The organism is Paraburkholderia phytofirmans PsJN, assembly GCF_000020125.1.
Classification (GTDB): Bacteria; Pseudomonadota; Gammaproteobacteria; order Burkholderiales; family Burkholderiaceae; genus Paraburkholderia; species Paraburkholderia phytofirmans.
In genome coordinates this window covers 2,137,992-2,162,911 of the sequence record NC_010676.1, presented here as the reverse complement: position 1 = coordinate 2,162,911, position 24,920 = coordinate 2,137,992, and the positions used below count along the sequence as shown (strand labels likewise).

General features: G+C 64.2%; 23 protein-coding genes. 19 read left to right on the top strand and 4 right to left on the bottom strand.

What is annotated here, in order from left to right; translation table 11 throughout:
- Positions 1-21 precede the first annotated feature (21 nt).
- Genes phnF through phnN form a run of 3 tightly spaced genes read left to right on the top strand, consistent with a single transcriptional unit; the run spans position 22 to position 2,056 of the window.
- Positions 22-780 (top strand): phosphonate metabolism transcriptional regulator PhnF, encoded by a 759-nt coding sequence (gene phnF, locus BPHYT_RS29455; protein WP_012427782.1) that lies wholly within the window; start codon positions 22-24, stop codon positions 778-780.
- The gene (locus tag BPHYT_RS29450; protein WP_012427781.1) at positions 777-1,499 is read left to right on the top strand and encodes a DUF1045 domain-containing protein; all 723 of its coding nucleotides are present in this window, start codon (positions 777-779) and stop codon (positions 1,497-1,499) included. The genes phnF and BPHYT_RS29450 overlap by 4 nt, the downstream gene beginning before the upstream one ends.
- A 2-nt stretch (positions 1,500-1,501) precedes the next feature.
- The gene (gene phnN, locus BPHYT_RS29445; RefSeq protein ID WP_012427780.1) at positions 1,502-2,056 is read left to right on the top strand and encodes a phosphonate metabolism protein/1,5-bisphosphokinase (PRPP-forming) PhnN; all 555 of its coding nucleotides are present in this window, start codon (positions 1,502-1,504) and stop codon (positions 2,054-2,056) included.
- A gap of 6 nt (positions 2,057-2,062) precedes the next feature.
- Here phnN and BPHYT_RS29440 read toward each other — a convergent pair whose 3' ends face one another.
- Complete coding sequence (locus tag BPHYT_RS29440; protein WP_012427779.1) at positions 2,063-2,971, bottom strand: LysR family transcriptional regulator; 909 nt, start codon at positions 2,969-2,971, stop codon at positions 2,063-2,065.
- 133 nt (positions 2,972-3,104) lie between these two features.
- Between BPHYT_RS29440 and BPHYT_RS29435 the strand changes: the two genes are divergently transcribed.
- Positions 3,105-4,295, top strand: coding sequence for a M20 aminoacylase family protein (locus tag BPHYT_RS29435; RefSeq protein WP_012427778.1), 1,191 nt, complete (start codon positions 3,105-3,107; stop codon positions 4,293-4,295).
- 66 nt (positions 4,296-4,361) lie between these two features.
- Positions 4,362-5,663 carry an MFS transporter gene (locus tag BPHYT_RS29430; protein ID WP_012427777.1) on the top strand — a complete coding sequence of 434 codons (1,302 nt, stop codon included), beginning with the start codon at positions 4,362-4,364 and terminating at the stop codon, positions 5,661-5,663.
- Positions 5,664-5,715: 52 nt separating this feature from the next.
- On the opposite strand, the gene BPHYT_RS29425 is transcribed toward BPHYT_RS29430, so the two are convergent.
- Positions 5,716-6,540: an IclR family transcriptional regulator gene (locus BPHYT_RS29425; RefSeq protein WP_012427776.1), complete on the bottom strand. Its 825-nt coding sequence runs from the start codon at positions 6,538-6,540 to the stop codon at positions 5,716-5,718.
- Positions 6,541-6,743: 203 nt separating this feature from the next.
- Here BPHYT_RS29425 and BPHYT_RS29420 point away from each other — a divergent pair, with 203 nt between their 5' ends.
- The 9 genes from BPHYT_RS29420 to BPHYT_RS29380 all read left to right on the top strand — a co-directional run bounded on the left by BPHYT_RS29420 (position 6,744) and on the right by BPHYT_RS29380 (position 16,337).
- Positions 6,744-7,448 (top strand): FadR/GntR family transcriptional regulator, encoded by a 705-nt coding sequence (locus tag BPHYT_RS29420; protein WP_012427775.1) that lies wholly within the window; start codon positions 6,744-6,746, stop codon positions 7,446-7,448.
- Between the two features lie 66 nt (positions 7,449-7,514).
- The gene (gene ltnD / locus BPHYT_RS29415) at positions 7,515-8,405 is read left to right on the top strand and encodes an L-threonate dehydrogenase (RefSeq protein ID WP_012427774.1); all 891 of its coding nucleotides are present in this window, start codon (positions 7,515-7,517) and stop codon (positions 8,403-8,405) included.
- 13 nt (positions 8,406-8,418) lie between these two features.
- Positions 8,419-9,729, top strand: coding sequence for a 3-oxo-tetronate kinase (gene otnK, locus BPHYT_RS29410; protein ID WP_012427773.1), 1,311 nt, complete (start codon positions 8,419-8,421; stop codon positions 9,727-9,729).
- Positions 9,726-10,388, top strand: coding sequence for a 3-oxo-tetronate 4-phosphate decarboxylase (gene otnC / locus BPHYT_RS29405; RefSeq protein WP_012427772.1), 663 nt, complete (start codon positions 9,726-9,728; stop codon positions 10,386-10,388). The genes otnK and otnC overlap by 4 nt, the downstream gene beginning before the upstream one ends.
- Positions 10,389-10,475: 87 nt before the next feature.
- A complete protein-coding gene (locus BPHYT_RS29400) occupies positions 10,476-11,813 on the top strand; it encodes an MFS transporter (protein WP_012427771.1) in 1,338 nt (445 codons plus the stop codon).
- Between the two features lie 69 nt (positions 11,814-11,882).
- On the top strand, positions 11,883-12,671 hold the full coding sequence (gene otnI, locus BPHYT_RS29395; protein WP_012427770.1) for a 2-oxo-tetronate isomerase: 789 nt from the start codon (positions 11,883-11,885) through the stop codon (positions 12,669-12,671).
- Between the two features lie 16 nt (positions 12,672-12,687).
- Positions 12,688-13,668, top strand: a complete 981-nt coding sequence (gene denD, locus BPHYT_RS29390; protein WP_012427769.1) for a D-erythronate dehydrogenase — start codon at positions 12,688-12,690, stop codon at positions 13,666-13,668.
- 380 nt (positions 13,669-14,048) lie between these two features.
- Positions 14,049-15,251 (top strand): 3-oxoadipyl-CoA thiolase, encoded by a 1,203-nt coding sequence (pcaF, locus tag BPHYT_RS29385; RefSeq protein WP_012427768.1) that lies wholly within the window; start codon positions 14,049-14,051, stop codon positions 15,249-15,251.
- A 513-nt stretch (positions 15,252-15,764) separates the two neighbouring features.
- Positions 15,765-16,337, top strand: coding sequence for a hypothetical protein (locus BPHYT_RS29380; RefSeq protein WP_012427767.1), 573 nt, complete (start codon positions 15,765-15,767; stop codon positions 16,335-16,337).
- A gap of 151 nt (positions 16,338-16,488) precedes the next feature.
- Here the strand turns inward: BPHYT_RS29380 and BPHYT_RS29375 are convergent, their stop codons facing one another.
- Together BPHYT_RS29375 and BPHYT_RS29370 are read right to left on the bottom strand one after the other, a co-directional pair.
- Positions 16,489-16,869 carry a DUF2917 domain-containing protein gene (locus BPHYT_RS29375; RefSeq protein WP_012427766.1) on the bottom strand — a complete coding sequence of 127 codons (381 nt, stop codon included), beginning with the start codon at positions 16,867-16,869 and terminating at the stop codon, positions 16,489-16,491.
- A gap of 347 nt (positions 16,870-17,216) precedes the next feature.
- Positions 17,217-19,217 carry a sigma-54-dependent Fis family transcriptional regulator gene (locus BPHYT_RS29370; RefSeq protein WP_012427765.1) on the bottom strand — a complete coding sequence of 667 codons (2,001 nt, stop codon included), beginning with the start codon at positions 19,215-19,217 and terminating at the stop codon, positions 17,217-17,219.
- A gap of 414 nt (positions 19,218-19,631) precedes the next feature.
- On the opposite strand from BPHYT_RS29370, the gene BPHYT_RS29365 reads away from it, so the two are divergent.
- From BPHYT_RS29365 to lipA, 5 genes are read left to right on the top strand one after another with little or no spacing between them, the layout of a single operon-like run.
- On the top strand, positions 19,632-20,696 hold the full coding sequence (locus BPHYT_RS29365; protein WP_012427764.1) for an ATP-NAD kinase family protein: 1,065 nt from the start codon (positions 19,632-19,634) through the stop codon (positions 20,694-20,696).
- Positions 20,697-20,736: 40 nt separating this feature from the next.
- On the top strand, positions 20,737-21,720 hold the full coding sequence (locus BPHYT_RS29360; RefSeq protein WP_012427763.1) for a thiamine pyrophosphate-dependent dehydrogenase E1 component subunit alpha: 984 nt from the start codon (positions 20,737-20,739) through the stop codon (positions 21,718-21,720).
- Positions 21,721-21,759: 39 nt separating this feature from the next.
- Positions 21,760-22,764, top strand: a complete 1,005-nt coding sequence (locus BPHYT_RS29355; RefSeq protein WP_012427762.1) for an alpha-ketoacid dehydrogenase subunit beta — start codon at positions 21,760-21,762, stop codon at positions 22,762-22,764.
- A 3-nt stretch (positions 22,765-22,767) separates the two neighbouring features.
- The gene (locus BPHYT_RS29350) at positions 22,768-23,880 is read left to right on the top strand and encodes an acetoin dehydrogenase dihydrolipoyllysine-residue acetyltransferase subunit (RefSeq protein ID WP_012427761.1); all 1,113 of its coding nucleotides are present in this window, start codon (positions 22,768-22,770) and stop codon (positions 23,878-23,880) included.
- A gap of 1 nt (position 23,881) precedes the next feature.
- Positions 23,882-24,868 (top strand): lipoyl synthase, encoded by a 987-nt coding sequence (gene lipA / locus BPHYT_RS29345; protein WP_012427760.1) that lies wholly within the window; start codon positions 23,882-23,884, stop codon positions 24,866-24,868.
- The last annotated feature ends 52 nt before the right edge of the window (positions 24,869-24,920 follow it).

Genomic DNA, 24,920 nt, shown 5'->3' with positions numbered 1-24,920 from the left:
ACCCAAGGGAATGACAGCACCATGACATCGAACGACAACGCGACGCCGGGCACGATGCTCGAACGCGGCGCGGGCGTTGCCGTGTGGCGGCAGATCGAGCAGATCCTGGCGGCGGAAATCGCCGCCAGCGGTTTCGGCGAAGAAGGGCGCCTGCCGAGCGAGGGCGAGCTGGCCAAACGCTTCGACGTGAACCGGCATACCGTGCGCCGTGCCATGCTGGGTCTCGCGGCGTTGGGCCTCGTCAGCGTCGAGCAGGGGCGCGGCACCTTCGTGCAACCCGGCGCCATCGACTATACGATTGGCCGCCGCACGCGGTTTACGGAAAACTTGCGCCAGCAGCATCACGCGGCGGCGGGCACGATGTTGTCGGCCGCGCGCGTGAAGGCCGAGCCGAGCGTCGCGAAGGCGTTGAGTCTGCGGGCCGGCGCATCGGTGTATCGGATCGAATCGCTCCACGAGTCCGACGGCGTGCCGCTCACGTTCGCGCGCAACTGGTATCCGGCGGCGCGTTTCGTGGACCTGCCGGAAGTGCTGGAGCGCACCGGCGGCATCACCAAGGCCATGGCGGAATTCGGTGTCAACGACTATCTGCGCAAGTGGAGCCGTATCGGCAGCGTGCTGCCCGAGCCGGAGGTGGCGCGGCGTTTGAATATCAATCGTCAGCAACCGGTGCTGTGGGTCGAAAACGTCGATGTCGATCTGCAAGGCACGCCGGTCAAATACGGCTTCACGCACTTCGCCGCAGACCGCGTGCAACTGCTGGTGGAGCACGACCTATGAGCGGCGGGCAATGGAACGCCGAGGCTCGTTTTGCCGTGTATTACGCCCCGTCGCGTGAATCGGCGTGGTGGCAGGCCGGTTCGGCATGGCTCGCGCGCGACGCGGAAAGCGGCGAGCGCTGCGAGGCGCCGCAACCTTCGGAACTCAAACGTCCACTTGTCGAGTTGACCGAAGCACCGCGCCGATACGGCTGGCACGGCACACTGGTCGCGCCGTTTCGACTCGCCGATGGCGTGACGCAGGCACACGTATTGCAAACCACGCGTGAATGGGCGCAAACGCAAAGCGCATTTGCGTTGCCGGTGGAAGCCGCGACGCTCGGCGATTTCGTTGCACTGAGACCGGCCGACCCGGAGGGCGAAAGCAGCATTCGTCGTGTGGCGGCCAGCGCGTTGCAAACGCTCGATGCCTTGCGCGCGCGCCAGTCCGCCGCCGAGTTGGCGCGTCGTTTGGCAGCTCCGCTCAGCGAACGGCAGCGCGCGTTGCTGATGGAATGGGATTACCCATACGTGTTCGACGAATTCCGTTTTCACATGACGCTCTCCAGTTCGCTCGCCGATACGCAGGAACGCGCCGCGCTGGTCGCATGGTGGCAGGCGCGTACGCCCGCGCTCGGGCCGCTGCTTGTCGACCACGCTGCGCTCTTCGTCGAGCCGGCGCCCGGCGAGCCGTTCGTGTTGTGGCAGCGTATGCCGTTCCGGAACGACGAGGTGAAATAACGATGACAGGTCGTTTGATTTATGTAATGGGGCCGTCCGGCGCGGGCAAGGACTCGTTGCTGGAATTCGCGCGCAAGCATTTGATGGGCGAGCCGATTCTGTTCGCGCATCGCTATATCACGCGGCCGAGCGGCAATGGCGAGGCGCATGTGGCATTGAGCGTCGAAGAGTTCGCGGCGCGTTCCGTGCTCGGCCTGTTCGCGCTCGAGTGGTCGAGTCACTCGCTGCGCTATGGCATTGGTATCGAACTCGACGCGTGGCTTGCGCGCGGCTGCACGGTGGTCGTCAACGGCTCACGGCAGCATCTGCAGCACGTGCTGGCGCGTTATCCGCACACGGAAGTCGTGCACGTGGACGCCGCGCCGCATATTCTCGAAGCGCGGCTCGGTGCGCGGGCTCGTGAGTCGGCGGAACAGGTGGCGGCGCGGCTCGCGCGCCGCGCGCCGTTCTCGTTGCCGGATGGCGTGCGCTGCACCACGATCGACAATTCCGGCGCGCTCGACGAAGCGGGACATGAGTTGATCGCGTTTTTAAAAGCGGAAGCCGACGTTCAGTAAGCCGTACTATCCGGCCGTCGCCATACTCTCCCGTGTCGCATCCTGCAGGCACGACGCGAACTGCAGCACGGCCGGCGTCGGCAGCAGGCCGCGCCGCGAAATGATGCTGAGATCGTAGCTCGGCAGCACCTCTTCGATCTGCGCGATGCGAATGCCGAGCGGCGCGACCATCTGCGCAAGCGGCCGCGTGAAGCAGCCGATCACATCGGTTTGCGACACGAGGCCGAGCGTCACCGCGAACGACGACGGCGCACGTACCAAACGCTTCGGCACCGGCAAGCCGTGCGCGGCGAACATTGCCATCATCACGCTGTGCGGGAAGTGATCGGCGCCCACGGTCACGATCCACTCCGCGTCGAGCAGTTCATGCAGGCGCGTCACGTTGGCAAGCGGATGCCCGGCGCGCATGGCGACGACGAACTGCGTCGAGTAGAGCGGCGCCTGCACCAGATCGCTGTCGAGCGCCTGCACGTGATGGATCGCCGCGATATCCAGCGCGCCGTTGCGCAAACGCGCGACGGCGTCCGGAATCGTCACTTCTTCCAGATGCAGATTGACCAGCGGCATCGCGCGGCGAAACTTGGAGACCGCGTGCGGCAACGCCGTGAGCGCGATCGACGGCATGGTGCCCACGCTCACCTTGCCGGCGAGTTCTCCCTTTACCTGTTCGACGGCTTCGACAGTGCGCCGCATGTCGCCCAGCAACTGCTCTGCGCGCGGCAGCAGCGCGAGCCCGCATGCCGTCAATTCGATGCCACGCACGCTGCGCACCATCAATTCTGCATTCAACGCGCTTTCGAGTTCGCGGATCGTGTGCGTCACGGCTGGCTGCGTCACCCCGAGCTCGCGCGCGGCGGCGCGCAGGCTGCGGTGATGGGCGGCGGCGACGAACGCTTGCAACTGCTGCGGTTTCATTGGGGTAATCCCGTATATAACGCTTGTTAATCGGGGTGAAAAAAACAGCATCTTATTCGAACAAAACGGCGTGGCTATAGTGCTCGCCTGTTTGCCGCGTTTTCACGCGGCCTGAATCCATGGAGCCATAGAGATGAGCGAAGCCGCGCGTTTTACCGAAGTGTCCGATCTGGCGCCCGCCGCCGAGAGCCTGCGCGAAATTCGCCATCACATTCACCACCACCCGGAACTCGCCTACGAGGAACACCAGACGAGCGCGCTGGTCGCGCAGAAGCTCGAAGAATGGGGCTGGCAGGTCACGCGCGGCGTCGGCAAGACGGGCGTGGTGGGCACGTTGAAGGTGGGCGACGGCAAGCGCAGTATCGGCATTCGCGCCGACATGGACGCGCTGCCGATCATCGAGCAAACCGGCCTGCCGTACGCGAGCGGCACGCACGGCAAGATGCACGCATGCGGCCACGACGGCCACACCACGATGCTGCTCGGCGCCGCGCAACGTCTCGCGGCCACGCGCAATTTTTCGGGCACGGTGCATCTGTATTTTCAGCCGGCCGAGGAGAGCGGCATCGACAGCGGGGCGCTGAAGATGATCAACGACGGCCTGTTCGAGCGCTTTCCGTGCGACGCCGTGTTCGGCGTGCACAACCATCCGGGCGAAGAACCGGGCGTGCTGTTGTTCCGCAAAGGGCCGTTCATGTCGGCGGGCGACAAGGCGATCGTCACGATCGAAGGCGTCGGCGGCCACGCGGCGCGTCCGCATCTGACCGTCGATCCGGTCGTGGTGGCGGCGAGCATCGTGATGGCGTTGCAAACCATCGTCGCGCGTAACGTCGATCCGTCGCAACCGGCGGTGGTGACCGTCGGATCCATGCATGCGGGCACCGCGAACAACGTCATTTCGAGCAGCGCGAAACTGGAGTTGAGCGTGCGTTCATTCAGCCCCGAAGTGCGCGCGCTGCTGAAAAAACGCATTACCGAACTCGCCGAAAGTCAGGCCGCGAGCTATGGCGGCAAGGCGGTGGTGGAATACATCGAGGGCTATCCGGTGGTGGTCAATTCGGATGCCGAAACGGATTTCGCGGTGGAGGTGGCGCGCGAACTGGTCGGCGACGACAAGGTGGTCGCGCAGACCGACATCCTGATGGGCAGCGAAGACTTCGCCTTCATGCTGCAAAAACGGCCGGGCACGTTCCTGCGCATCGGCAACGGCGCGGGCGAGGACGGCTGCATGGTGCACAACCCGCACTACGACTTCAACGACCGCAATCTGCCGGTCGGCGCGGCGTTCTGGACGCGGCTGGTGGAGCGCTATCTGGGGCAGTGATCGGTTCGGCAATGAAAGCCGCAGTCAGCCGGCGCCCACAAGCATAACGACGAGGAAGACCACGCGATGAGCACCACGACCCATCCGAGCCACGCCGTCGACGCGAACCAGCCCGCCAGCCGCGGCGCGATTGCCGCCGCGGTGATCGGCAACTGGCTCGAGTTCTTCGACTTCACCGTGTACGGCTTTTTTGCCGTGATCATCGGCAAGCTGTATTTCCCGTCGGCGGATCCGACTACTTCGTTGCTGCTGTCGGTGGCGACCTTCGCGGCGGGCTTCATCACGCGGCCGCTTGGCAGCGTGATGCTCGGCGTGTACGCGGACCGCAAGGGCCGCAAAGCCGCGCTCAATCTGACCATCATGCTGATGGCGGTGAGCACCGGCCTGATCGCGATTGCGCCGACTTATGCGCAGATCGGTCTCGCCGCGCCTTTGCTAATCGTCTTCGCGCGGCTCGTGCAAGGCTTCTCGCAAGGCGGAGAGTTCGGCGCGGCCACGTCCACGCTGCTCGAACAGGGCGGCGGCACGCGGCGCGGTTTTCGCGCGAGCTGGCAACTCGCCACGCAAGGCGGCGCGGCGCTGATGGGCTCGGGTATCGCGGCGGCGCTGTCCGGCGCGTTGCCGAAAGACTCGCTGGAAAGCTGGGGCTGGCGCATTCCGTTTTTGCTCGGCGTGCTGATCGCGCCGGTCGGCATGTACCTGCGCCGCCGTCTGGCCGACGACGCGGCCAGCGCGCACAGCCACGCGATCGAGCGCGGCGTGCTGCATGAACTCTTCACGCAGCACGTGCGCACGCTCGTCCTGATCACGCTGACGGTGATGGGCGGCACGGTCTCGACCTACATCCTGACCTTCTATATGCCGACCTACGCAATCCATACGCTCGGCCTGCCGATGTCGCTGTCGATGCTGGTGGGTGTCGCCGCGGGCTTCGTGATGCTGATCACGTGCCCGCTGTTCGGCATGCTGTCGGATCGCATCGGCAGCCGCAAGCGGCCGATCCTGTTCGGACGCGGCGTGCTGGTGCTGCTGCTGTTCCCGGCCTTCATGCTGATCAATCGCTTTCCGCAGTTGCCCGTCATCATGTCGCTGACCGCGCTGATGCTGCTGTTTTATTCGATGGGTTCGGCGTCGGAATTCGCCTTGATGTGCGAGTCGTTTCCGCGGCGCGTGCGCGCCACCGGCATTTCGATCGCGTATGCGTTGAGCGTGTGCGTGTTCGGCGGGACGGCGCAACTCGTCGCCACGTGGCTGATCAAGCTGACCGGCAGCAAGCTGGCGCCGGCCGGTTATGTGGCGGCGTGCGTCGTGGTGTCGTTGATCGCGGTCTCGATGCTGAAGGAAACCGCGGACAAGCCGATCGATTGATGGCTTGCCGGAGCGGGGCGCTGTCGCGACACGGCGCCCGCAGTCACTGCGCTTACCCGCGCCGTGCCACCATCTCCGATACGGTTTGCGCGGCGTGCTGCAGCGGCTCCAGAAACGCCTTCACCATCTGCTTGCCCGAATTGCGCTGTGCGTTGCCGCTGATATTCATCGCGGCGATCACGCGTCCCTGGCGATTGCGGATCGGCGCGGACAGCGAAATCAAACCGCCTTCCAGTTCCTGATCGACGATCGCCCAGCCCTGGCGGCGCACCTGCGCGATCAGCTTCTTCAACTCTTCCTTGTCGGTGACCGTGCGCGGCGTGTGTGCGTAGAGCTGCGTCGAACCCAGCGTCGCGTCGAGCGCTTCGTCGTCGAGCGACGCCAGCAGCACGCGGCCCATCGACGTGCAATAGGCCGGCAAGCGGCTGCCGATCGACAGGTTGATCGTCATGATCTTATGGGTCGGCACGCGCAGCACGTAGACGATCTCGGTGCGATCGAGCACGGCTGCCGAGACGCTCTCGTGAACCTGCGCGGAGAGTTGTTCCATCACCGGCTCGGCAAGGTTCCAGAACGGCATGGAAGTCAGATACGCGAAGCCGAGATCGAGGATCTTCGGCGTGAGGCGGAACAGGCGTCCTTCGGCCTCCACATAGCCGAGCGTGTGCAGGGTCAGCAAAATGCGGCGTGCTCCGGCGCGCGTGAGGCCGGTGGCGGCGGCGACGTCGGTCAGCGTCTGTTCCGGGCGCGTGGCGTCGAACGCACGGATCACCGCGAGGCCGCGCGCGAACGACTGCACATAGGAGTCGCCCGGTTTGTCCGGGGCCGGTTCGGCGCTGACGGGAACGGCGGAAGACGGCGGCAGGGCTTTGCTCATGGACCTTGACGATGCGTTCGAGGAACTGCGGACCCGCGCCGCGCTTGAATCCCTGCGCGACGCGCTAAAGGCGTGACGATAGCTTAAGCCTTCTGAATCGCCAACTTTGCCGCCTGACGTACAAAAATCCCAGGGTTTGCATGGATGCAGTCGGCATCTAAAATTTGTATGATGACCCGATGACATGATCAATCGAGGCATCGATGTTCGATAAGATTCCTGCGCGAGCGCTGAGCGACACGGTCGCGCAGCAGCTTCTCAAGCAGATCGACAAAGGCACGTTCGAGCGCGGCGGCAAGCTGCCGACCGAGGCCGTGCTGGCGCAGCAGTTCGGCGTGAGCCGCACGGTGATCCGCGAGGCGATCTCGCGGCTGAAGAACGAAGGCGTGGTCGAACCGCGTCAGGGCAGCGGCGTGTTCGTCGCGGCGCACGGCACGGTGCGGCCGCTGCGGATCGACTATGCGGAAGCGGTCGAACCCGGCTCGGTGGTGCAGATTCTCGCGCTGCGACGCGCCATCGAGGCGGAAGTCGCGTCGGAAGCCGCGATGCGCCGCAGCGACGCCGACATGGTGTCGATCGACGCGGCGCTCGCGAAGATCGACGAGGCGGTGGCCGAAGGCGAGGACGGCGTGGCTGAAGACGTCGCGTTCCATCGCGCGATCGCGGCGGCCACCGGCAATCCGTATTTCCTCAAAACGCTCACGTTCCTGAATCAGTACCTCGAAGCCGGCACGGTCGTCACGCGCCGCAACGAAGCGTTGCGCGAGGACTTTTCGCGTCAGGTGCGCGAAGAGCATGCGGCGATCGCCGCCGCGATTCGCGCTGGCGATCCGATGGCGGCGCGCAACGCGGCGCGAACGCATATGTACAACGCGGCACGGCGTCTCGCGGAAGCGGGGATCTGCTGAGCTTCACCGCTGAGCTTGAACGGCCAGGTTACGCGCGAGCGTCCAACGAATTCATAGAGGTCAAGCATGTCCAGAAATGTCGGTGTCATCGGTCTTGGTGCAATGGGCCTGGGTGTCGCGCGCTCGCTGCTGCGCGCGGGTCTGAAGGTCCATGCATGCGATCTGCGCAGCGAGGTATTGAATGCGTTCGTCGCGGAAGGCGGCGTGGGTTGCGCGACGCCCGCCGAACTCGGCGCGCAATGCGAGGTGGTCGTTACGCTGGTCGTGAATGCCGCGCAAACCGAAGCCGTGCTGTTCGGCGAGCAGGGCGCGGTCGCGGCGATGAAACCGGGCCGCGTGGTGATCGCCAGCGCGACCGTGGCGCCGGACTTCGCCATCCAACTCGGCAAGCGGATCGAGGCGGCCGGTTTGCAGATGCTCGACGCACCCGTCTCAGGCGGCGCAGCACGCGCGGCCTCCGGTGAGATGACCATGATGACGTCCGGTCCGGCGGCGGCCTACGCTGCGTGCGAGGACGTGCTGGCCGCGATGGCGGGCAAGGTGTATCGCCTCGGCTCGGAACACGGCGCAGGCTCGAAGGTGAAGATCATCAATCAGTTGCTGGCGGGCGTGCATATCGCCGTGGCCGCCGAAGCCATGGCGCTCGGCTTGCGCGAAGGCGTCGATCCGGATGCGCTGTACGAAGTCATCACGCACAGCGCGGGCAATTCGTGGATGTTCGAGAACCGCGTGCCGCACATTCTGAACGGCGACTACACACCGCTTTCGGCCGTCGATATTTTCGTCAAGGACCTCGGCCTCGTGCTCGATACCGCGCGCCGCTCGAAATTCCCGCTACCGTTGTCGGCGGCGGCGCATCAGATGTTCATGATGGCGTCCACGGCCGGTCACGGCGGTGAGGACGATTCCGCGGTGATCAAGATTTTCCCCGGCATCGACGTGCCGGCGGCGAAGTGAGGAGGTCGGCGTCATGACAGCTACAACGAAACGCGCGCTGCTCGGCTGCATCGCTGACGACTTCACCGGCGCCACCGATCTCGCCAACATGCTGGTGCGCGGCGGCATGCGTACGGTGCAAACCATCGGCGTGCCCGCATCGAATGAAACGGTGGAGGCCGACGCGCTGGTGGTTGCGCTGAAATCGCGCACCATTCCCGCCGCCGACGCGGTCGCGCAATCGCTCGCCGCGCTCGACTGGTTGCGCGCGCAAGGCTGCCGGCAGTTCTTTTTCAAATACTGCTCGACCTTCGATTCGACCGACGCGGGCAATATCGGCCCGGTCACGGATGCGCTACTCGACGCATTGTCCGCCGAAGGCAAAGCCGGCGCGTTCACGATCGCCTGTCCCGCATTTCCTGAGAACGGCCGCACGATCTTTCGCGGGCATCTGTTCGTCGGCGACACGTTGCTCAATGCGTCGGGCATGGAGAACCATCCGCTCACGCCGATGCGCGACGCGAACCTCGTGAGCGTGCTGCAGCGGCAGACCGAATCGAAAGTCGGGCTCGTGCGTTATGACGCCGTGGCGCAGGGCGTGTCCGCTGTGCGCGACGCGTTCGATACGTTGCGCAACGAAGGCGTGCGCATGGCGATCGCCGATGCGGTGTCCGATGCCGACCTCTACGTGCTCGGCGAAGCGTGCGCCGATCTCACGTTGATCACAGGCGGCTCAGGTATCGCGCTGGGTTTGCCGGCCAACTTCCGCCGCGCGGGTTTGCTCAAGGAGCAGGCCGATGCCGCGCAATTGCCTCAGGTGAAGGGATTGTCGGCGGTGCTGGCCGGCAGCGCATCCAAAGCGACCAACGAACAGGTCGCGCAATGGCGCTCTGCACGGCCCGCTTTCCGCGTCGATCCGCTTGCGGCTGCGCGTGGCGAGAACGTCGTCGAGCAGGCGCTGGCTTTTGCCCAACCGTACCTCGACAAAGCCGAGCCCATGTTGATCTATGCCACGGCCACGCCCGACGAAGTCAAGGCGGTACAACGCCAACTCGGCGTGAACGAAGCAGGGCATCTGGTTGAAAACACGTTGGCGTCGATCGCGCGAGGTCTGCACGAACGCGGCGTGCGCAAGTTCGTGGTGGCGGGTGGCGAGACCTCGGGCGCCGTGGTGCAGGCGCTCGACGTGCACACGCTGCGCATCGGCGCGCAGATCGATCCCGGCGTGCCGGCCACCGCCACGACCGGCGCCGAACCGCTCGCGCTCGCATTGAAATCCGGCAACTTCGGCACGGCCGACTTCTTCGAAAAAGCGCTGCGGCATCTGAACGGAGCCGCGCAATGACCGGCGCGCCCGCCCTCCATACCACGGACGAAGCGCGCGTTCGCGAGGAAATCTGCATAACCGGCGCGAGTCTCTATCGACGCGGCTACACGGTCGGCACCGCCGGCAACATCAGCGCGCGGCTCGACGACGGTTGGCTGATCACCCCGACCGATGCGTGCCTCGGCCGGCTCGATCCCGCCGATATCGCCAAGGTCGATCTCGACGGCAACGCGGTGTCAGGCGGCCGGCCGTCGAAAACGCTGGCCTTGCATCGCGGCATCTACGCGCGCAACGGCGCGGCGCGTGGCATCGTCCACACGCATTCGACGCATCTGGTCGCGCTGACGCTCGCGGGCGTCTGGCGGGAGACCGACGTGCTGCCGCCGATCACGCCGTACTACGTGATGAAAGTGGGCCACGTCCCCCTGATTCGTTATAAGCGGCCCGGCGATCCGCAAGTCGCCGACCAGATCGCCGCGCTCGCCGACAGCGTTCGCGCGGTGCTGCTCGAACGTCTTGGTCCGGTCGTCTGGGAGCGTTCCGTGGCGCAAGCCGCCTATGCGCTCGAAGAACTCGAAGAGACCGCGCGTTTATGGCTGATGACGAACCCGCGGCCCGCACCGCTCGACGAAGCTGCACTCGAAGAACTGCGCACCGTATTCGGCGCGCGCTGGTAGCAAACCGACATAAAAACCGACATAACAAAGCCCGGCCGCGCTCGATGCGATGCGCTGCGCCGCGCCATCCATTCAAGGAGACAATGCATGAGTTCGTATCAGCCCGCATCCAGCCGCCCAACCGCGGCGACCGCCATAGGACAACCCGGCGCAGAGGAAGTCGAGCGCACCTATAAAAAAGTATTCTGGCGCATCGTGCCGTTTCTGATGCTCTGCTATGTGGTCGCCTATCTGGACCGCGTGAATGTCGGCTTTGCCAAACTGCAAATGTCGCAAGACCTGGCATTCAGCGAAACGGTGTTCGGGCTCGGCGCGGGCGTGTTCTTCATCGGCTATTTTCTGTTCGAGTTGCCGAGCAATATTCTGATGCACAAGCTCGGCGCCCGTATCTGGATCGCGCGGATCATGATTACCTGGGGCCTGCTCTCGGCCGTGTTCGTCTTCGTGAAGACGCCGATGCAGTTCTACATCTTGCGCTTTCTTCTCGGCCTCGCCGAAGCCGGTTTCTATCCCGGCGTGATTCTATACCTGACCTACTGGTTCCCGTCGCATCGGCGCGCGAAGATCATTGCGGTGTTCATGTCGGCGATTCCTGTGTCGGGCATCTTCGGCAATCCGCTGTCCGGCTGGATCATGCAGACGTTCCACAACAGCTCGGGTTTTGCGGGCTGGCAATGGATGTTTCTGATCGAAGCGATCCCCGCCATCGCGATCGGCATCGCCACGATCCTGTATCTCGACAACGGCATCTCCGCCGCGAAGTGGCTGAACGAACGCGAAAAGCGCCTGCTCACGGATGAAATCGCCGCCGCGCAACCGCAGGAGAAAACCCAGAAGCATTCGCTCGGCGCGGTGTTCCGCGATCCGCGCACGTGGTGGATGTCGCTGATCTATTTCGCGTTCGTTACCGGGCAATACGGCCTGACGTTCTGGATGCCGACGCTCGTCAAATCGACCGGCGTGACGGGCGCATTCAATATCGGCCTGCTGAGCGCGATTCCGTTTCTGTGCGCGATCGTCGTGATGAACCTGATGGGGCACAGTGCCGACAAGCGCCGTGAGCGCCGCTGGCATCTGATCGTGCCGGCGTTGTTCGGCGCGATTGGCTTCACGGTGGCGGCTTCGTTCGCGGACAACACGGTGGTGTCGATCGCGTTTCTCTCGCTCGCCGCCGCCGGCGTGCTGACCTGCGCGCCGCTGTTCTGGTCGCTGCCCACCGCGTTCATGTCGGGCGCGACCGCCGCGGCCGGTATCGCGATCATCAATTCGATCGGCAATCTCGCGGGTTTCGCGAGCCCGTACATGATCGGCTATCTGAAGGATCTCACGCATAGCACGCAAACCGGCATGTATGTGCTGGCCGGCATGCTCGTGATCGGCGCGGTCGCCACGTGGCTCACGCCGGCCAGACTGGTCAACCGGTAAACCGACACTCACGCGCGGCATGCATCGCTGCCGCGCGCCGCATCACACCGTTTTCAAGGAGTCGCTGCCATGCCTCGCTTCGCCGCCAATCTCTCGATGATGTACAACGAGCACGCTTTCCTCGACCGTTTCGCCGCCGCAGCGCAAGACGGCTTCGAGGCGGTCGAGTTTCTGTTCCCCTACGATTTCCCCGCCGACGAGATCAAGGCGCGCCTCGACGCAAGCGGTCTGACGCAAGCGCTTTTCAATGCGCCGCCCGGCGACTGGGCCGGTGGTGAACGCGGGATTGCCTCGCTGCCGGGCCGCGAAGACGAATTCCGCCGCGGCATCGATACCGCGCTCGACTATGCTCGCGTGCTCGGCAATCGCAAGCTGCATGTGATGGCCGGCCTGATCGGCGCGGATCAGCCGCGCGCGAAACATCGCGAGGTCTATCTGAGCAATCTCGCGCATGCCGCGAAGGCGGCGCAGGCCGAGGGCATCACGGTCGTGATCGAGCCGATCAATACGCGCGACATGCCGGGCTTCTTTCTGACCCGTCAGGACGAAGCACAAGCGATCTGCGCGGAAGTCGGCGCAGAAAATCTCAAGGTGCAGTTCGACTGCTACCACTGCCAGATCGTCGAAGGCGACCTCGCGGTGAAACTCAAACGCGATATGGCCGGCATCGGGCACATTCAGATCGCCGGCGTGCCGGAGCGCCATGAACCCGACACGGGCGAACTGAACTACCCGTACCTGCTCGAATTGATCGACTCGCTCGGCTACGACGGCTATATCGGCTGCGAATACCGGCCGCGCGCGGGCACGTCGGCTGGTCTCGGCTGGCTCAAACCGTATCTGAACGCGACCCGCTAACAAGGACGAACACATCATGAAAGTACTGATTACCGGCGGTGCGGGTTTTCTCGGCCAGCGTCTCGCGCGTGAACTGCTCGCGCGGGGTTCGCTGAAGGACTCGCAAGGCACGCCGCAGCCGGTCACCGAACTGGTGCTGCTCGACGTCGTGCAAGCCAATGATTTCGGCGATCGACGCGTGCGCACCGAAGTCGGCGACATCGCCGAGCGCAGCGTGCTCGAACGCGTGATCGACGACCAGACTTCGGCGATCTTCCATCTGGCCGCGATCGTGAGCGGGCAGGCCGAAGCGGATTTCGATCTCGGCATGCGCATCAATCTGGATGCATCGCGGCTGCTGCTGGAAACGTGCCGGCAGCGCGGGCATCGGCCGCGCGTGCTGTTCACGAGTTCGGTCGCGGTGTATGGCGGCGAGTTGCCCGAGGTCGTGCAGGACGACACCGCGCTGAATCCGCAGTCTTCGTATGGCGCGCAGAAGGCGATCGCGGAGTTGCTGCTCAACGATTACGCGCGGCGCGGTTTCGTCGACGGCCGCGTGCTCCGGCTGCCTACCATCAGTGTGCGGCCGGGCAAGCCGAACGCGGCGGCGTCGTCGTTCGCGAGCGGCATCATTCGCGAACCGCTGAACGGCGAAGCGGCGGTGTGCCCGGTCGCGGGCGCGACGCGACTGTGGCTGTTGTCGCCGCGCAAGGCGATCGAGAGCCTGATAGCCGGGCTGGAACTCGACTCCGCCGCGCTCGGTAACCAGCGCGTGCTGAATTTGCCGGGCATATCGGTCAGCGTCGACGAGATGGTCGCCGCGCTGCGCGAAGTGGCGGGCGACGCGGCCGCCGCGCGGATCGTGTTCGAGCCGGATGCGCGCGTCGAGAAGATCGTGGGCAGCTGGCCGGGACGGTGGGATACGTCGCGTGCCGAAGGGCTGGGGTTGAGCGGCGAACGGAATTTTGCCGACGTAATCCGCAGCTATATCGAAGACGAGCATATCCAGCTCCGCTAGAAACACGCTTCATACAGTCCCCAGCCCCGTGCCGGCGCCATGACAACAGGGCCGCCGGCACGGGCGCATCATTCGTCTGATCCTTTGCAAAAACGCTCGCGGCCTGCACGTATTCCCTGGTGCGGGCCTGGCCGTGCTTGACATGGTTTCAGCCACGCCCCTATCATCGTGCCTAGTTGTTCGATATATGACCGTATGTTCGTATCAAGAACAAATCGCGACATTCTCGAGCCCACCGTTCATCATCCTGCGCTAAGCTGAATTGACGCGGCGGCCGCCCGTTAGCCGCTTTCCGTCGCGCTTGCCGGTGCGTCCGGTTTGCGCCCGCCGAAGTTACGGCCCGGGCGCAGCGCATGCAGCACATCAACTGGAGACATCACATGACCGAAGCATTCCTGTGCGACGCGATTCGCACCCCCATCGGCCGCTATGCGGGTTCGCTCTCGTCGGTACGCGCCGACGATCTGGGCGCCGTCCCGCTCAAGGCGCTGATGGAGCGCAATAAGGACGTCGACTGGAACGCCATCGACGACGTGATCTACGGCTGTGCGAACCAGGCCGGCGAAGACAACCGCAATGTCGCGCGCATGTCGCTGTTGCTCGCCGGCTTGCCGCAGGGCGTGCCGGGCACGACGGTGAACCGCCTGTGCGGTTCGGGTATGGACGCGGTCGGCATCGCGGCGCGCGCGATCAAATCGGGCGAGGCCGCGCTGATGGTGGCAGGCGGCGTGGAAAGCATGAGCCGCGCGCCGTTCGTGATGGGCAAGGCGCCCACCGCGTTTTCGCGCCAGGCCGAGATTTATGACACGACCATCGGCTGGCGTTTCGTCAATCCGCTGATGAAGAAACTGTACGGCGTCGATTCCATGCCGGAAACGGGCGAGAACGTCGCCACGGATTACAACATCAGCCGCGCGGATCAGGACGCTTTCGCGGTGCGCAGCCAGCAGAAAGCGGCGCGCGCGCAACGCGACGGCACGCTCGCGCAGGAAATCGTCGGCGTGACGATCGCACAGAAGAAGGGCGATCCGATCACGGTGCTGCAAGACGAGCATCCGCGTGAGACCAGCCTCGAAACGCTCGCCAAGCTCAAAGGCGTGGTGCGTCCGGACGGCACGGTTACGGCAGGCAACGCGTCGGGCGTGAACGACGGCGCGGCGGCCCTGCTGCTCGCAAATGAAGAGACTGCCAGGCGCTTCGGCCTGACGCCGCGCGCCCGCGTGCTGGGTATCGCCACGGCCGGCGTCGCGCCGCGCGTGATGGGCATTGGCCCGGCACCCGCCACGCAAAAACTGCTGGCGCGCCTGAACATGACCATCGATCAATTCGACGTGATCGAACTGAACGAGGCGTTCGCTTCGCAAGGCATCGCGGTGCTGCGCGCACTCGGCGTGGCCGACGACGACGCCCGCGTCAATCCGAACGGCGGCGCGATCGCATTGGGCCATCCGCTCGGCATGAGCGGCGCGCGTCTCGTGACCACCGCGATGTATCAACTGCATCGCACGCAAGGCCGTTTTGCGCTGTGCACGATGTGTATCGGCGTCGGTCAGGGCATTGCGATCGCGATCGAGCGGGTGTGATATTTGGGCGGCTTAGTCCGCGCCACGGTTGAAGTTGCTGGATAAAACAGCCTCGTCGCTCACGTGACGAGGCTGTTTCTTTTTGTGCCTAACGCGCATTGAGCGTATATCGAATCTGCATCTGATACGATTTGAAATCGCCTTCGATTACGGTGGAATACCCAAAAAATATTGATTGCCGATTCGATCGACATACAGTATGCGCTTAATGCTGTGCGCATTTTGAAACTAGCCGGTCATTCTGAATCGCGATGAAATTGTCACGTCGTGACCATGCGGCAGGATGCCGCTGTGACGCCGCACCGCGGCACATTACGCAATTGCGCGTACTTATCTGAAAATCACACTTTAATCAATTTCAGGCTGTTGTAAGGCATGTAAAATCATTTGCGCCGTCGCTTTTTAAATCTATCATCCTGAAGGCAGACAGGCATTCATAGATTTATAAATCGGCATCCCGCAGTTTCAGAGCGTCGTCACGCTGGATCAAACAATTTCTCAAGGAGCATGCATATGCAGGCAAAGACAATTGCAGCAGCGTTGATGTTCGCGGCGTTCGCCGCAGCACAACCGGCCTCGGCGCAAGATGCCATGGCCAGTGCCGCGCAAGGCATCGTCAGCGCGGTGGAGCCGGTGCATGTGAGGGCGCAGATCGTCGGTATCGATCCGGGCACGCGTACGCTTACGCTCAAGGGGCCAGGCGGCAACGTGGTGGTCGTGCTCGTGAGCCAGCAGGTGGAGGGTTTCGACAACCTGAAAGTGGGTGATCAGGTGGACGTGCTCTACAAGAACGCGCTGCTCGTGAAGGCCGAGAAAGTCACCGGCAAGGACAAGGGCATACGCGCGCGTGTCGACACGCAGGTGTATGCCCCGGCCTCGGGTGGATTCGAATCGGCGCGCCAGATCGAGGTGCTCGCCACCGTGCAGAAGATCGATCGCAAGAAGCGGCTGGTCACGCTGCGCGGCGCGTATCAGACGCAAACGCTTCAAGCGGGTCCGGACGTCGATCTCAAGGACGTCAAGGTCGGCGATACGATCCATGCGGTATTCGTTTCGGCGGCGGCCGTGCAGGTGACGCCGAAGTGAAGGTCACGAGCGGGCTCGCGTGATTGCATGTTGATTGCAGGTTCATTGCCAGCCGGCATGCGAAGCAAACACCCCTCATTGCAGGGGTGTTTGTTTTTTTCCGCCGCGTGCGATGTCTCGCTAAACCGCGCCGCGCTAACACGTGGGCCGGTTAACGCGGCCCGGGCGGTCCCAAACTCAACCACGCGAGCCGTCCCAGCCAGCGCTTGAGCAGGCCGCCTCGCGCCGTTAGCGCGTAGCTCAACGACACGCGCGCGACGCATTCACCATCGGTACTCAGCCACACGCGCTCGCCGCGTTGCAACTGGAATGTGTGGCCCGGATCGAGCCAATGATCGTAAGGTGAACTGACGCGTGTGAGCCAGAGGCGCGCGCCCTGCACGGCGAGCGTGCTATCGGCTTCGACACGCCAGGTCAGCGTCGCGCCTGGCATCACTGAAAAATGCAGCACCAGCTTCGGCAGACGCTCGTCCTGCCGATACGCCACCAGACTCAAGTCATCATCCATGCACTGCGGGCTTGCCTGATCCATCTCGTTCTCCGTCATCAAGCCGGCTGACGGAGGCGCCCACAAAACAAAAGGCCCCTTCCGTTACCGGCGGGGCCTTGGGGATGTGTTACGCAGATTCAGACTGCTAACGCGCACGCACTCCCAATGGCCAGCCGATGATGGCTCGCTTCGGGTGTGTAATCGCATTTGCGATGGAGATGTGCGTCAACATGAGATTGAGTGTGCCGTTTTGCGGCAGGTCTTGTCAATCGAAAAGATCGCGATCCATCCGAACTGGTACGCGAGATCGAATACGAAAACGCGTAGTGCTACTGGCGACCGGCGCTACTTTTGCATATGGGCAGCGCATCACATTGACAAGCAGCGCTTCACCGTCGATGCGGCGCGACGATGCCCAACGACGCAATGCGCCGATACAAAGTGGCGCGCGACATACCGAGCGCTTGCGCCGCTGCGTTGGGTCGCCATTGGTGGCGTGTGAGCGCGTCGATAATGCGTGCACGCTCTTCGCGCGGGTCCTGCCGCGGGGCCTGCAGCGCATCCCGCTGCCGGCCGTCATGCGGATCGATCCGCAATAACGCTGGTTTATGCACGGCCTCGGGTGCGAGCAACGCCGCCATATCCGGCGCGACATGGCGCAATTCCACGCGCGCGCTGTCGCAGATCGCACACGCGTAACGCAGCACGTTGCGCAACTGGCGAATGTTGCCCGGCCATGCGAATCCTGCGAGACGTTCGGCGAGTTGCGGGTCCAGCGTGAGCACGTGGCCGGCCATTTGCGCTTCTTCGTCGAAGACCGCTTCGATCACGTCGCGGATATCCGCGCGCTCGCGCAGCGGCGGTATTGGCAAGGACGCGCCGCTTAGCCGGTAATAGAGGTCTTCGCGGAACGTGCCGGCCGCGACCATCTGCGTGAGATCGCGGTGTGTGGCGCAAATCACGTCGATATCCACGCGCACGGGTGCATCGGCGCCGAGCGGCGTGACTTCGCCTTCGGCCAGCACGCGCAGCAGCCGCGTTTGCAGATCGAGCGGCATGTCGCCGATCTCATCGAGAAACAGCGTACCTGTATGCGCCTGCGCAATCTTGCCGCGCGCGCCGCGGCTGCGTGCACCGGTGAAGGCGCCGGGCGCGTAGCCGAACAATTCGCTTTCGATCAGCGATTCGGGAATCGCGCCGCAATTCACCGCGATAAACGGCCTCGCGCGCCGCGCGCCCGAATCGTGCACCGCGTGCGCGAACACCTCCTTGCCGACGCCGGTCTCGCCGAGAATCAGAATCGGCAGACGCTTGCCCATCACGCGCAACGCGACGGCCGCGTTGTGCGCGATCCGCGGCTCCGCGCTGTGCAGAAAACGGCCGAGTGCGCCGAGGTGCAGATCGTTTTGCGACGCGCTTTGCGACGACCGTGCGGCGCCTTCGTTCAGCGTGGACGCCGCGCGCGAGATGCGCCTGAGCGGCGCACGAATCCGCGCATACAGCGTCGTGCCGGTTGCGCGCAGGCGCAAGCCGACAATCGCATCCGTGCGCGCGATGTCGTGCAGATGCGAGCCCGATGTGTCGAATACATCGTCGATGTGGCGCGGACCGTTGAGCGCCGGAATGCACTCGCGCGCCTTGCGATTGGCCGCGACGAGATTGCCGCATTCGTCGAAGGCGATCAGCACTTCGGGCTGCGCCTCGACAAAGTTGCGGCTCGAATGACCGAACAGAACCCAATGCTGGCTAGTTTGATTGAGGAAGTACCCGTCTTCGATCAGACCGGCGCTTTGCCGCACCAGTTGAAACACGAGCCGCTGACTGTCGCGGTTATCCGGCGACTGCACGGCGGATGCATCGAGTACGCCGATCATCTCTCCCGTCGGCGCGAAGATCGGCGCCGCGCTGCAGGTGAGCGTGGTGAACGCCGCGCGGAAATGATCGGTCTTGTGCACGATGATCGGCGCAAGATCGGTCAGCACGTTCGCCACGCCGCAGGTGCCTTCCTCGCGCTCGGACCAGCACGAACCGATATACAGGCCCGCATGCTTGAAATCGCTGCGGCGATCGCGGTCGATGCGGTAGTCGATGGTGACGCCGTGCGCGTCGGTGAGCATCACGCAATAGTCGGCAACGCGAATCATGTCGTGCAGACGTGACAGACATTGCCCGGACGCACGCAGAAAGGCTTCTTCCTTGCCCTGCACTTCGCGCAATTCGGCCGAGCTCAGCACGCGCGGTCCGATCACGGCGCCGGGGTCGAGCCGGTACTGTTCGAACGAACGCTGCCACGACGAGACGAGCCGCGGAGAATCGGCGGGCGCGGGCAGGCGTCCTTCGATGGCGCCACGCACGCGGTCGATGTGCTGGGTCTGCGAGACGTAAGGCATGGTCGGCTCCAGGCGAGCGACACACAGTGAGATCAGGGCTTCTTGTATCACATCCCGCTTGATGAATCACACTGCAATGCAGCACGCGAGACGCGTGAGACGTTTGTCTCAGTCTCAGGGTGAGACGGGGCGCCTTTGCGGTGCGGAGCGAGGCGCATCAACGGTTTGCGCAGTCTCTTCGATACGATCGTCCGGGCTGCGAACGTCGCGCACGCGAGGTATGAGACGCCTCGAACGCTGCGTCAAGCGACGGCGGCTCGCCGCCACATCTTCCGTTTCGACACGTAAAGCCCTTTAAATAAGGCACTTTCGTGCGGCGGCGCGATTTTTCAGAAAATTGGCACATCCTTTGCAGTGTCCTGCGCATGACAAAGCGCTGCCGTTCGACGACGGCGCAGAAAGGAGACAAGCACAGTGCCATCGCCCATCACCGTCGGCGTGATCGCGAACCCGGCGTCGGGTCGCGATATTCGTCGCCTTACTTCCTACGCGTCGGTGTTTCCGACTTCTGAAAAAGCCAACATGGTGGTGCGTCTGCTGGCCGGGCTCGGCGTGCTCGGCGTGACCCGCGTGCTGTGTTTGCGCGACCGGACCGGCGTGGCGGCGCTGCTGCTGCGCGCGCTCGACACGCACGACGCCGTCGCCGCGCAGCAGCGCTGGCCCCAGGTCGAGTTCATCGAACAGCCGATCACCGACAGCGTCGCCGATACCCACGCCGGAGTCGCCGCGATGCTGAAAGCGGGTGTCGAACTGATCGCCGTACTGGGCGGCGACGGCACGCATCGGGCAGTGGCCGCGCATTGCGCACGCGTGCCGCTGCTGACCTTATCCACCGGCACCAACAACGCCTTTCCGGATTTGCGCGAAGCCACTGTGGCCGGTCTTGCCGGCGCGCTCGTCGCCACGGGCGCGGTGCCGCCGGATGTCGCGCTGATGCGCAACAAGCGGCTCGTGGTGCGCTGCACGGCCGGGCCCAATCGCGGCCGCGAGGAGATCGCGCTGGTCGATGTCTGCGTGAGCCGTCAGCGCTTCGTCGGCGCGCGGGCCGTGTCCGATCCGGCCGATATCGAAGAACTCTTTCTCACGTTTGCTGCGCCGGACGGCATCGGCCTCTCGTCGATCGGCGGAGCGTGGGCGCCCGTGGAGCGCACCGCGTCGCACGGCTTGCATCTGCGCTTTGCCGCGCCCGGTGAATCCGGCGTGCCGCTGGTGGCGCCGATTGCGCCGGGCCGCGTCGAGCGCGTGCTGATGCGCACGTGCGAGCGCTTCGAAGTCGGCGTGTGGCGGCCGCTGGAAACCGAGCACGGCACGCTCGCTTTCGACGGCGAGCGCGAAATCGAACTGGAGCGCGGCGACCGTTATGAGATCGCGCTGGATTGGGAAGGGCCGTTGACCGTCGACGTCGAACGCACGCTGCGTTTCGCGGCATCGCGCCAACTGGTGCGGGAAGTGGCGAACGTGGTTGCGCATCAAAAGTAGGTTGTGAGCAGGCAGTGCATTCATTCAAAGGAGACACACCATGTCGGTTTCAACTGAGTTGAGCAAGGAAGATCTACTGAAGGCGTATCGCATGATGCGCACGATCCGCGAGTTCGAGGAGCGTCTGCACGTGGAATTCGCGACCGGCGAGATTCCCGGCTTCGTGCATCTGTACGCGGGCGAAGAGGCGTCGGCGGTCGGCACGATGCTGCATCTGAACGACGCCGACTATGTGGCGACCACGCACCGCGGTCACGGCCATTGCATCGCCAAGGGCGTGGACGTGCGCGGCATGATGGCCGAGATCTACGGACGCAAGACCGGCGTGTGCCATGGCAAAGGCGGCTCGATGCATATCGCCGACCTGTCGAAAGGCATGTTGGGCGCGAACGGCATCGTCGGCGCGGGCGGTCCGTTGATTTGCGGCGCGGCGCTGGCGGCGAAGTACAAGAAATCGGGCGGCGTGGGCGTGTGCTTTTTCGGCGACGGCGCGTCGAATCAGGGCGTGATTTTCGAATCGTTGAACTTGGCTTCGGTATGGCGGCTGCCGGCTATTTTTGTGGCGGAGAACAACGGCTACGCGGAAGCGACGTCGTCGACGTGGTCGGTGGCGACCGACAACATCGCGGATCGCGCGAGCGGCTTCGGCATGCCGGGCGTGATCGTGGACGGTTTCGATTTCTTCGCGGTGCATGAAGCGCTCGGCGAAGCGATCGAACGCGCGCGCCAGGGCGGTGGGCCGACGCTCGTCGAAGTGAAATTCTCGCGTTATTTCGGCCATTTCGAAGGCGATGCGCAAACCTATCGCGCGCCCGGCGAAGTGCAGAAACTGCGCGACGAGAAGGATTGCCTGAAGCGTTTCGAAGAGCGCGTGGTGCGCGCCGAAATGCTGAGCGTGGATCAGTTGCGTGGTGTGGATGCCGAGGTCAAGAGTCTGATCGACAGTGCGGTGACGGAGGCCAAGGCTGCGCCGCTGCCGACTGCTGAAGACTTATTGAGCGACGTCTACGTGTCTTATCCGTAACGCGCGGCATTGCACATCTAAACGATTCTGGAGACAGACATGGCACGCAAGATCACATTCTCTCAGGCGATCAACGAAGCACTGAGTCAGGAAATGGCCCGCGACGAAACCGTCATCGTGATGGGCGAAGATAACGCGGGCGGCGCCGGGTCGCCCGGTGAACAGGACGCGTGGGGCGGCGTTCTCGGCGTCACGAAGGGACTATTCCATAAGTATCCGGGGCGCGTGCTCGACACGCCGCTCTCGGAAGGCGGCTATATCGGCGCGGCAGTCGGCGCGGCGGCCTGCGGCATGCGGCCGGTCGCGGAGTTGATGTTCATCGACTTCATGGGCGTGTGTTTCGACCAGATATTCAACCAGGCCGCCAAATTCCGCTACATGTTCGGTGGCAAGGCGGTCACGCCCGTCGTGATCCGCGCGATGCAAGGCGCCGGCCTGCGCGCGGCGGCCCAGCATTCGCAGATGCTGACCTCGTTGTTCACGCACATTCCCGGATTGAAAGTGGTTTGTCCGTCGACACCGTATGACGCGAAGGGTCTGCTGATCCAGGCGATCCGCGACAACGACCCAGTGATTTTCTGCGAGCACAAGCTGCTATATAGCCGCGAAGGCGACGTGCCCGAAGAGTCGTATGCGATTCCGTTCGGCGAAGCGAACGTGGTGCGCGACGGCGACGACGCCACCATCATCACCTACGGACGCATGGTGCACTACGCCACCGAAGCCGCAGAAAAACTCGCCAAGGACGGCATCCAGGTAGAAGTGATCGACTTGCGGACAACCTCGCCGCTCGACGAGGAAACGATCCTGGAGAGCGCGAACCGGACCGGACGCGTGGTCGTGGTCGACGAAGCGAATCCGCGCTGCTCGATTGCCACCGACATTTCCGCGCTGATCGCGCAGCGCGCGTTCCACTCGCTCAAGGCGCCGATCGAAATGGTCACCGCCCCGCATACGCCCGCGCCGTTTGCTGGCGTGCTCGAAGACATGTATATCCCGTCGGCCGCGCAAATCGCCGAGGCCGTGCTGAAAGTGAGGGCTTGAACGATGCCGATCCATATGATCACGATGCCCAAATGGGGCTTGTCGATGGAGCAGGGACAAGTCAATGGGTGGCTTAAGGCCATCGGCGACAAGGTAGTGAAGGGCGACGAGATTCTGGACGTGGAAACGGACAAGATCTCGTCAGGCGTCGAATGTGCGTTCGAGGGCATCTTGCGCCGGCAGATCGCGCAGGAGGGCGACACGCTGCCGATCGGCGCGTTGCTGGCCGTAGTCGCCGACGCGGAAACGCCGGACGCGCAGATCGACGCCGAGGTCGAAGCATTTCAGCGCGACTTCGTGCCGGCCACGTCGGCGGATGGCGACAGTGGGCCGCAACCGGAGAAAGCGCAGATCGGCGGGCGCACGGTGCGTTATCTGAAACTCGGCGAAGGCGGCACGCCCGCACTGCTGATTCACGGCTTCGGCGGCGATCTGAACAACTGGCTGTTCAATCACGCCGACCTCGCCGCGCATCGGGCCGTGTGGGCGCTGGATCTGCCGGGTCACGGCGAATCCGGCAAGGCGCTCGAGACGGGCAGCGCCGACGAACTCGCGGACAGCGTGATCGCCTTCATGGACGATCGCGGCATCGACAAGGTGCAGTTGATCGGGCACTCCATGGGCGCGCTGATCGCGATGACCGTCGCCGCGAAAGCGCCGGGGCGCGTGGCGTCGCTCGCGTTGATTTCGAGTGCGGGTCTGGGCAAGGAGATCAACGGCGACTACATCCACGGTTTTACTGAAGGCAGCAATCGCAATGCGCTCAAGCCGCAGTTGGCGAAACTCTTCGCCGACCCGGGTCTCGTGACGCGTCAACTGGTGGAGGACATCGTCAAGTACAAGCGGCTCGAAGGCGTGCCCGAGGCGCTGCGCAAGATATCGGCGTCGGCCTTCGACGGCAACGCGCAACGGGCGAGCTATCGGGACCGGCTGGCGGAACTCGCGCCGCGCGCGCTGGTGATCTGGGGCGCCGGCGATCAGATCATCCCGGCCGCGCATGCGCAGGGTCTGCCGGGCGACATCCGCGTTCATGTGCTCGAAGGCAAGGGGCATATGGTGCAGATGGAGGCTGCGTCCGAAGTGAATCGTCTGCTCGACGATTTTCTGGGGCGCTGACATGGACGCCGCATTGCATGGCGACAGCGTCACCGCGCTCGGTCAGCACGGCAAGCGCAGCGCTGACAAACTCGCGCGGATTCCGGTGAAGATCGTGCCGGCCACGGACGGCGAGGTCTTGCCGAAGCCGCCGTGGCTGCGCGCGAAGCCGATGATGAGCGAGACGGTCGTCGGCATTGCGGCGATCCTGCGCGAGCACCGTTTGCATTCGGTCTGCGAGGAGGCAATGTGTCCGAACATCGGCGAATGTTTTGCGCGGCGCACCGCGACGTTCATGATCATGGGCGGCATCTGTACCCGGCGCTGTGCATTTTGCGACGTCGCGCACGGCCGCCCTGCGCCGCTCGACGAAGCGGAGCCCGAGCGGCTCGCCGATGCCGTGGCGGCGCTTGGCCTGCGCTATGTCGTGGTGACGTCGGTGGATCGCGATGATCTGCGCGACGGCGGCGCGGCGCATTTTGCCCGCTGCGTCGCGTTGCTGCGCGAGCGCGTGCCGGGCATTCGGGTCGAAGTGCTGACACCGGATTTTCGTGGACGTGTCGAGCGGGCGTTGCAGGCGTTTTCGGGTGCGTGGCCGGATGTGTTCAATCACAACCTCGAGACGGTGCCTGCCTTGTATCGTGCCGCGCGTGCGGGCTCGGATTATCAGGGCTCGCTGCAACTACTCGCGCGTGTCAAGGAAGCGAACGCGACGGTGCTGACCAAGTCAGGATTGATGGCCGGATTGGGGGAATCCGACGAAGCGCTGCTCGACACGATGCGTGATCTGCGCGCACATCACGTAGACATCCTGACGATCGGGCAGTATCTCGCGCCGTCGCGTTTTCACATGCCGGTGCGGCGGTATGTGACGCCGCGGCAGTTCGACGCCTGGCGCGCGGCGGGATTGGCGATGGGGTTTCGCGAAGTCGTGGCGGGGCCGCTGGTGCGCTCGTCGTATCAGGCCGACCAGATTGCCGATATCGCCTTGGCGCGCGTGGCGCAATGATATGAAGAACGGCCGGCGCCCTTGCTTGTCGTTGCGCGCGACAGGCGAGGAG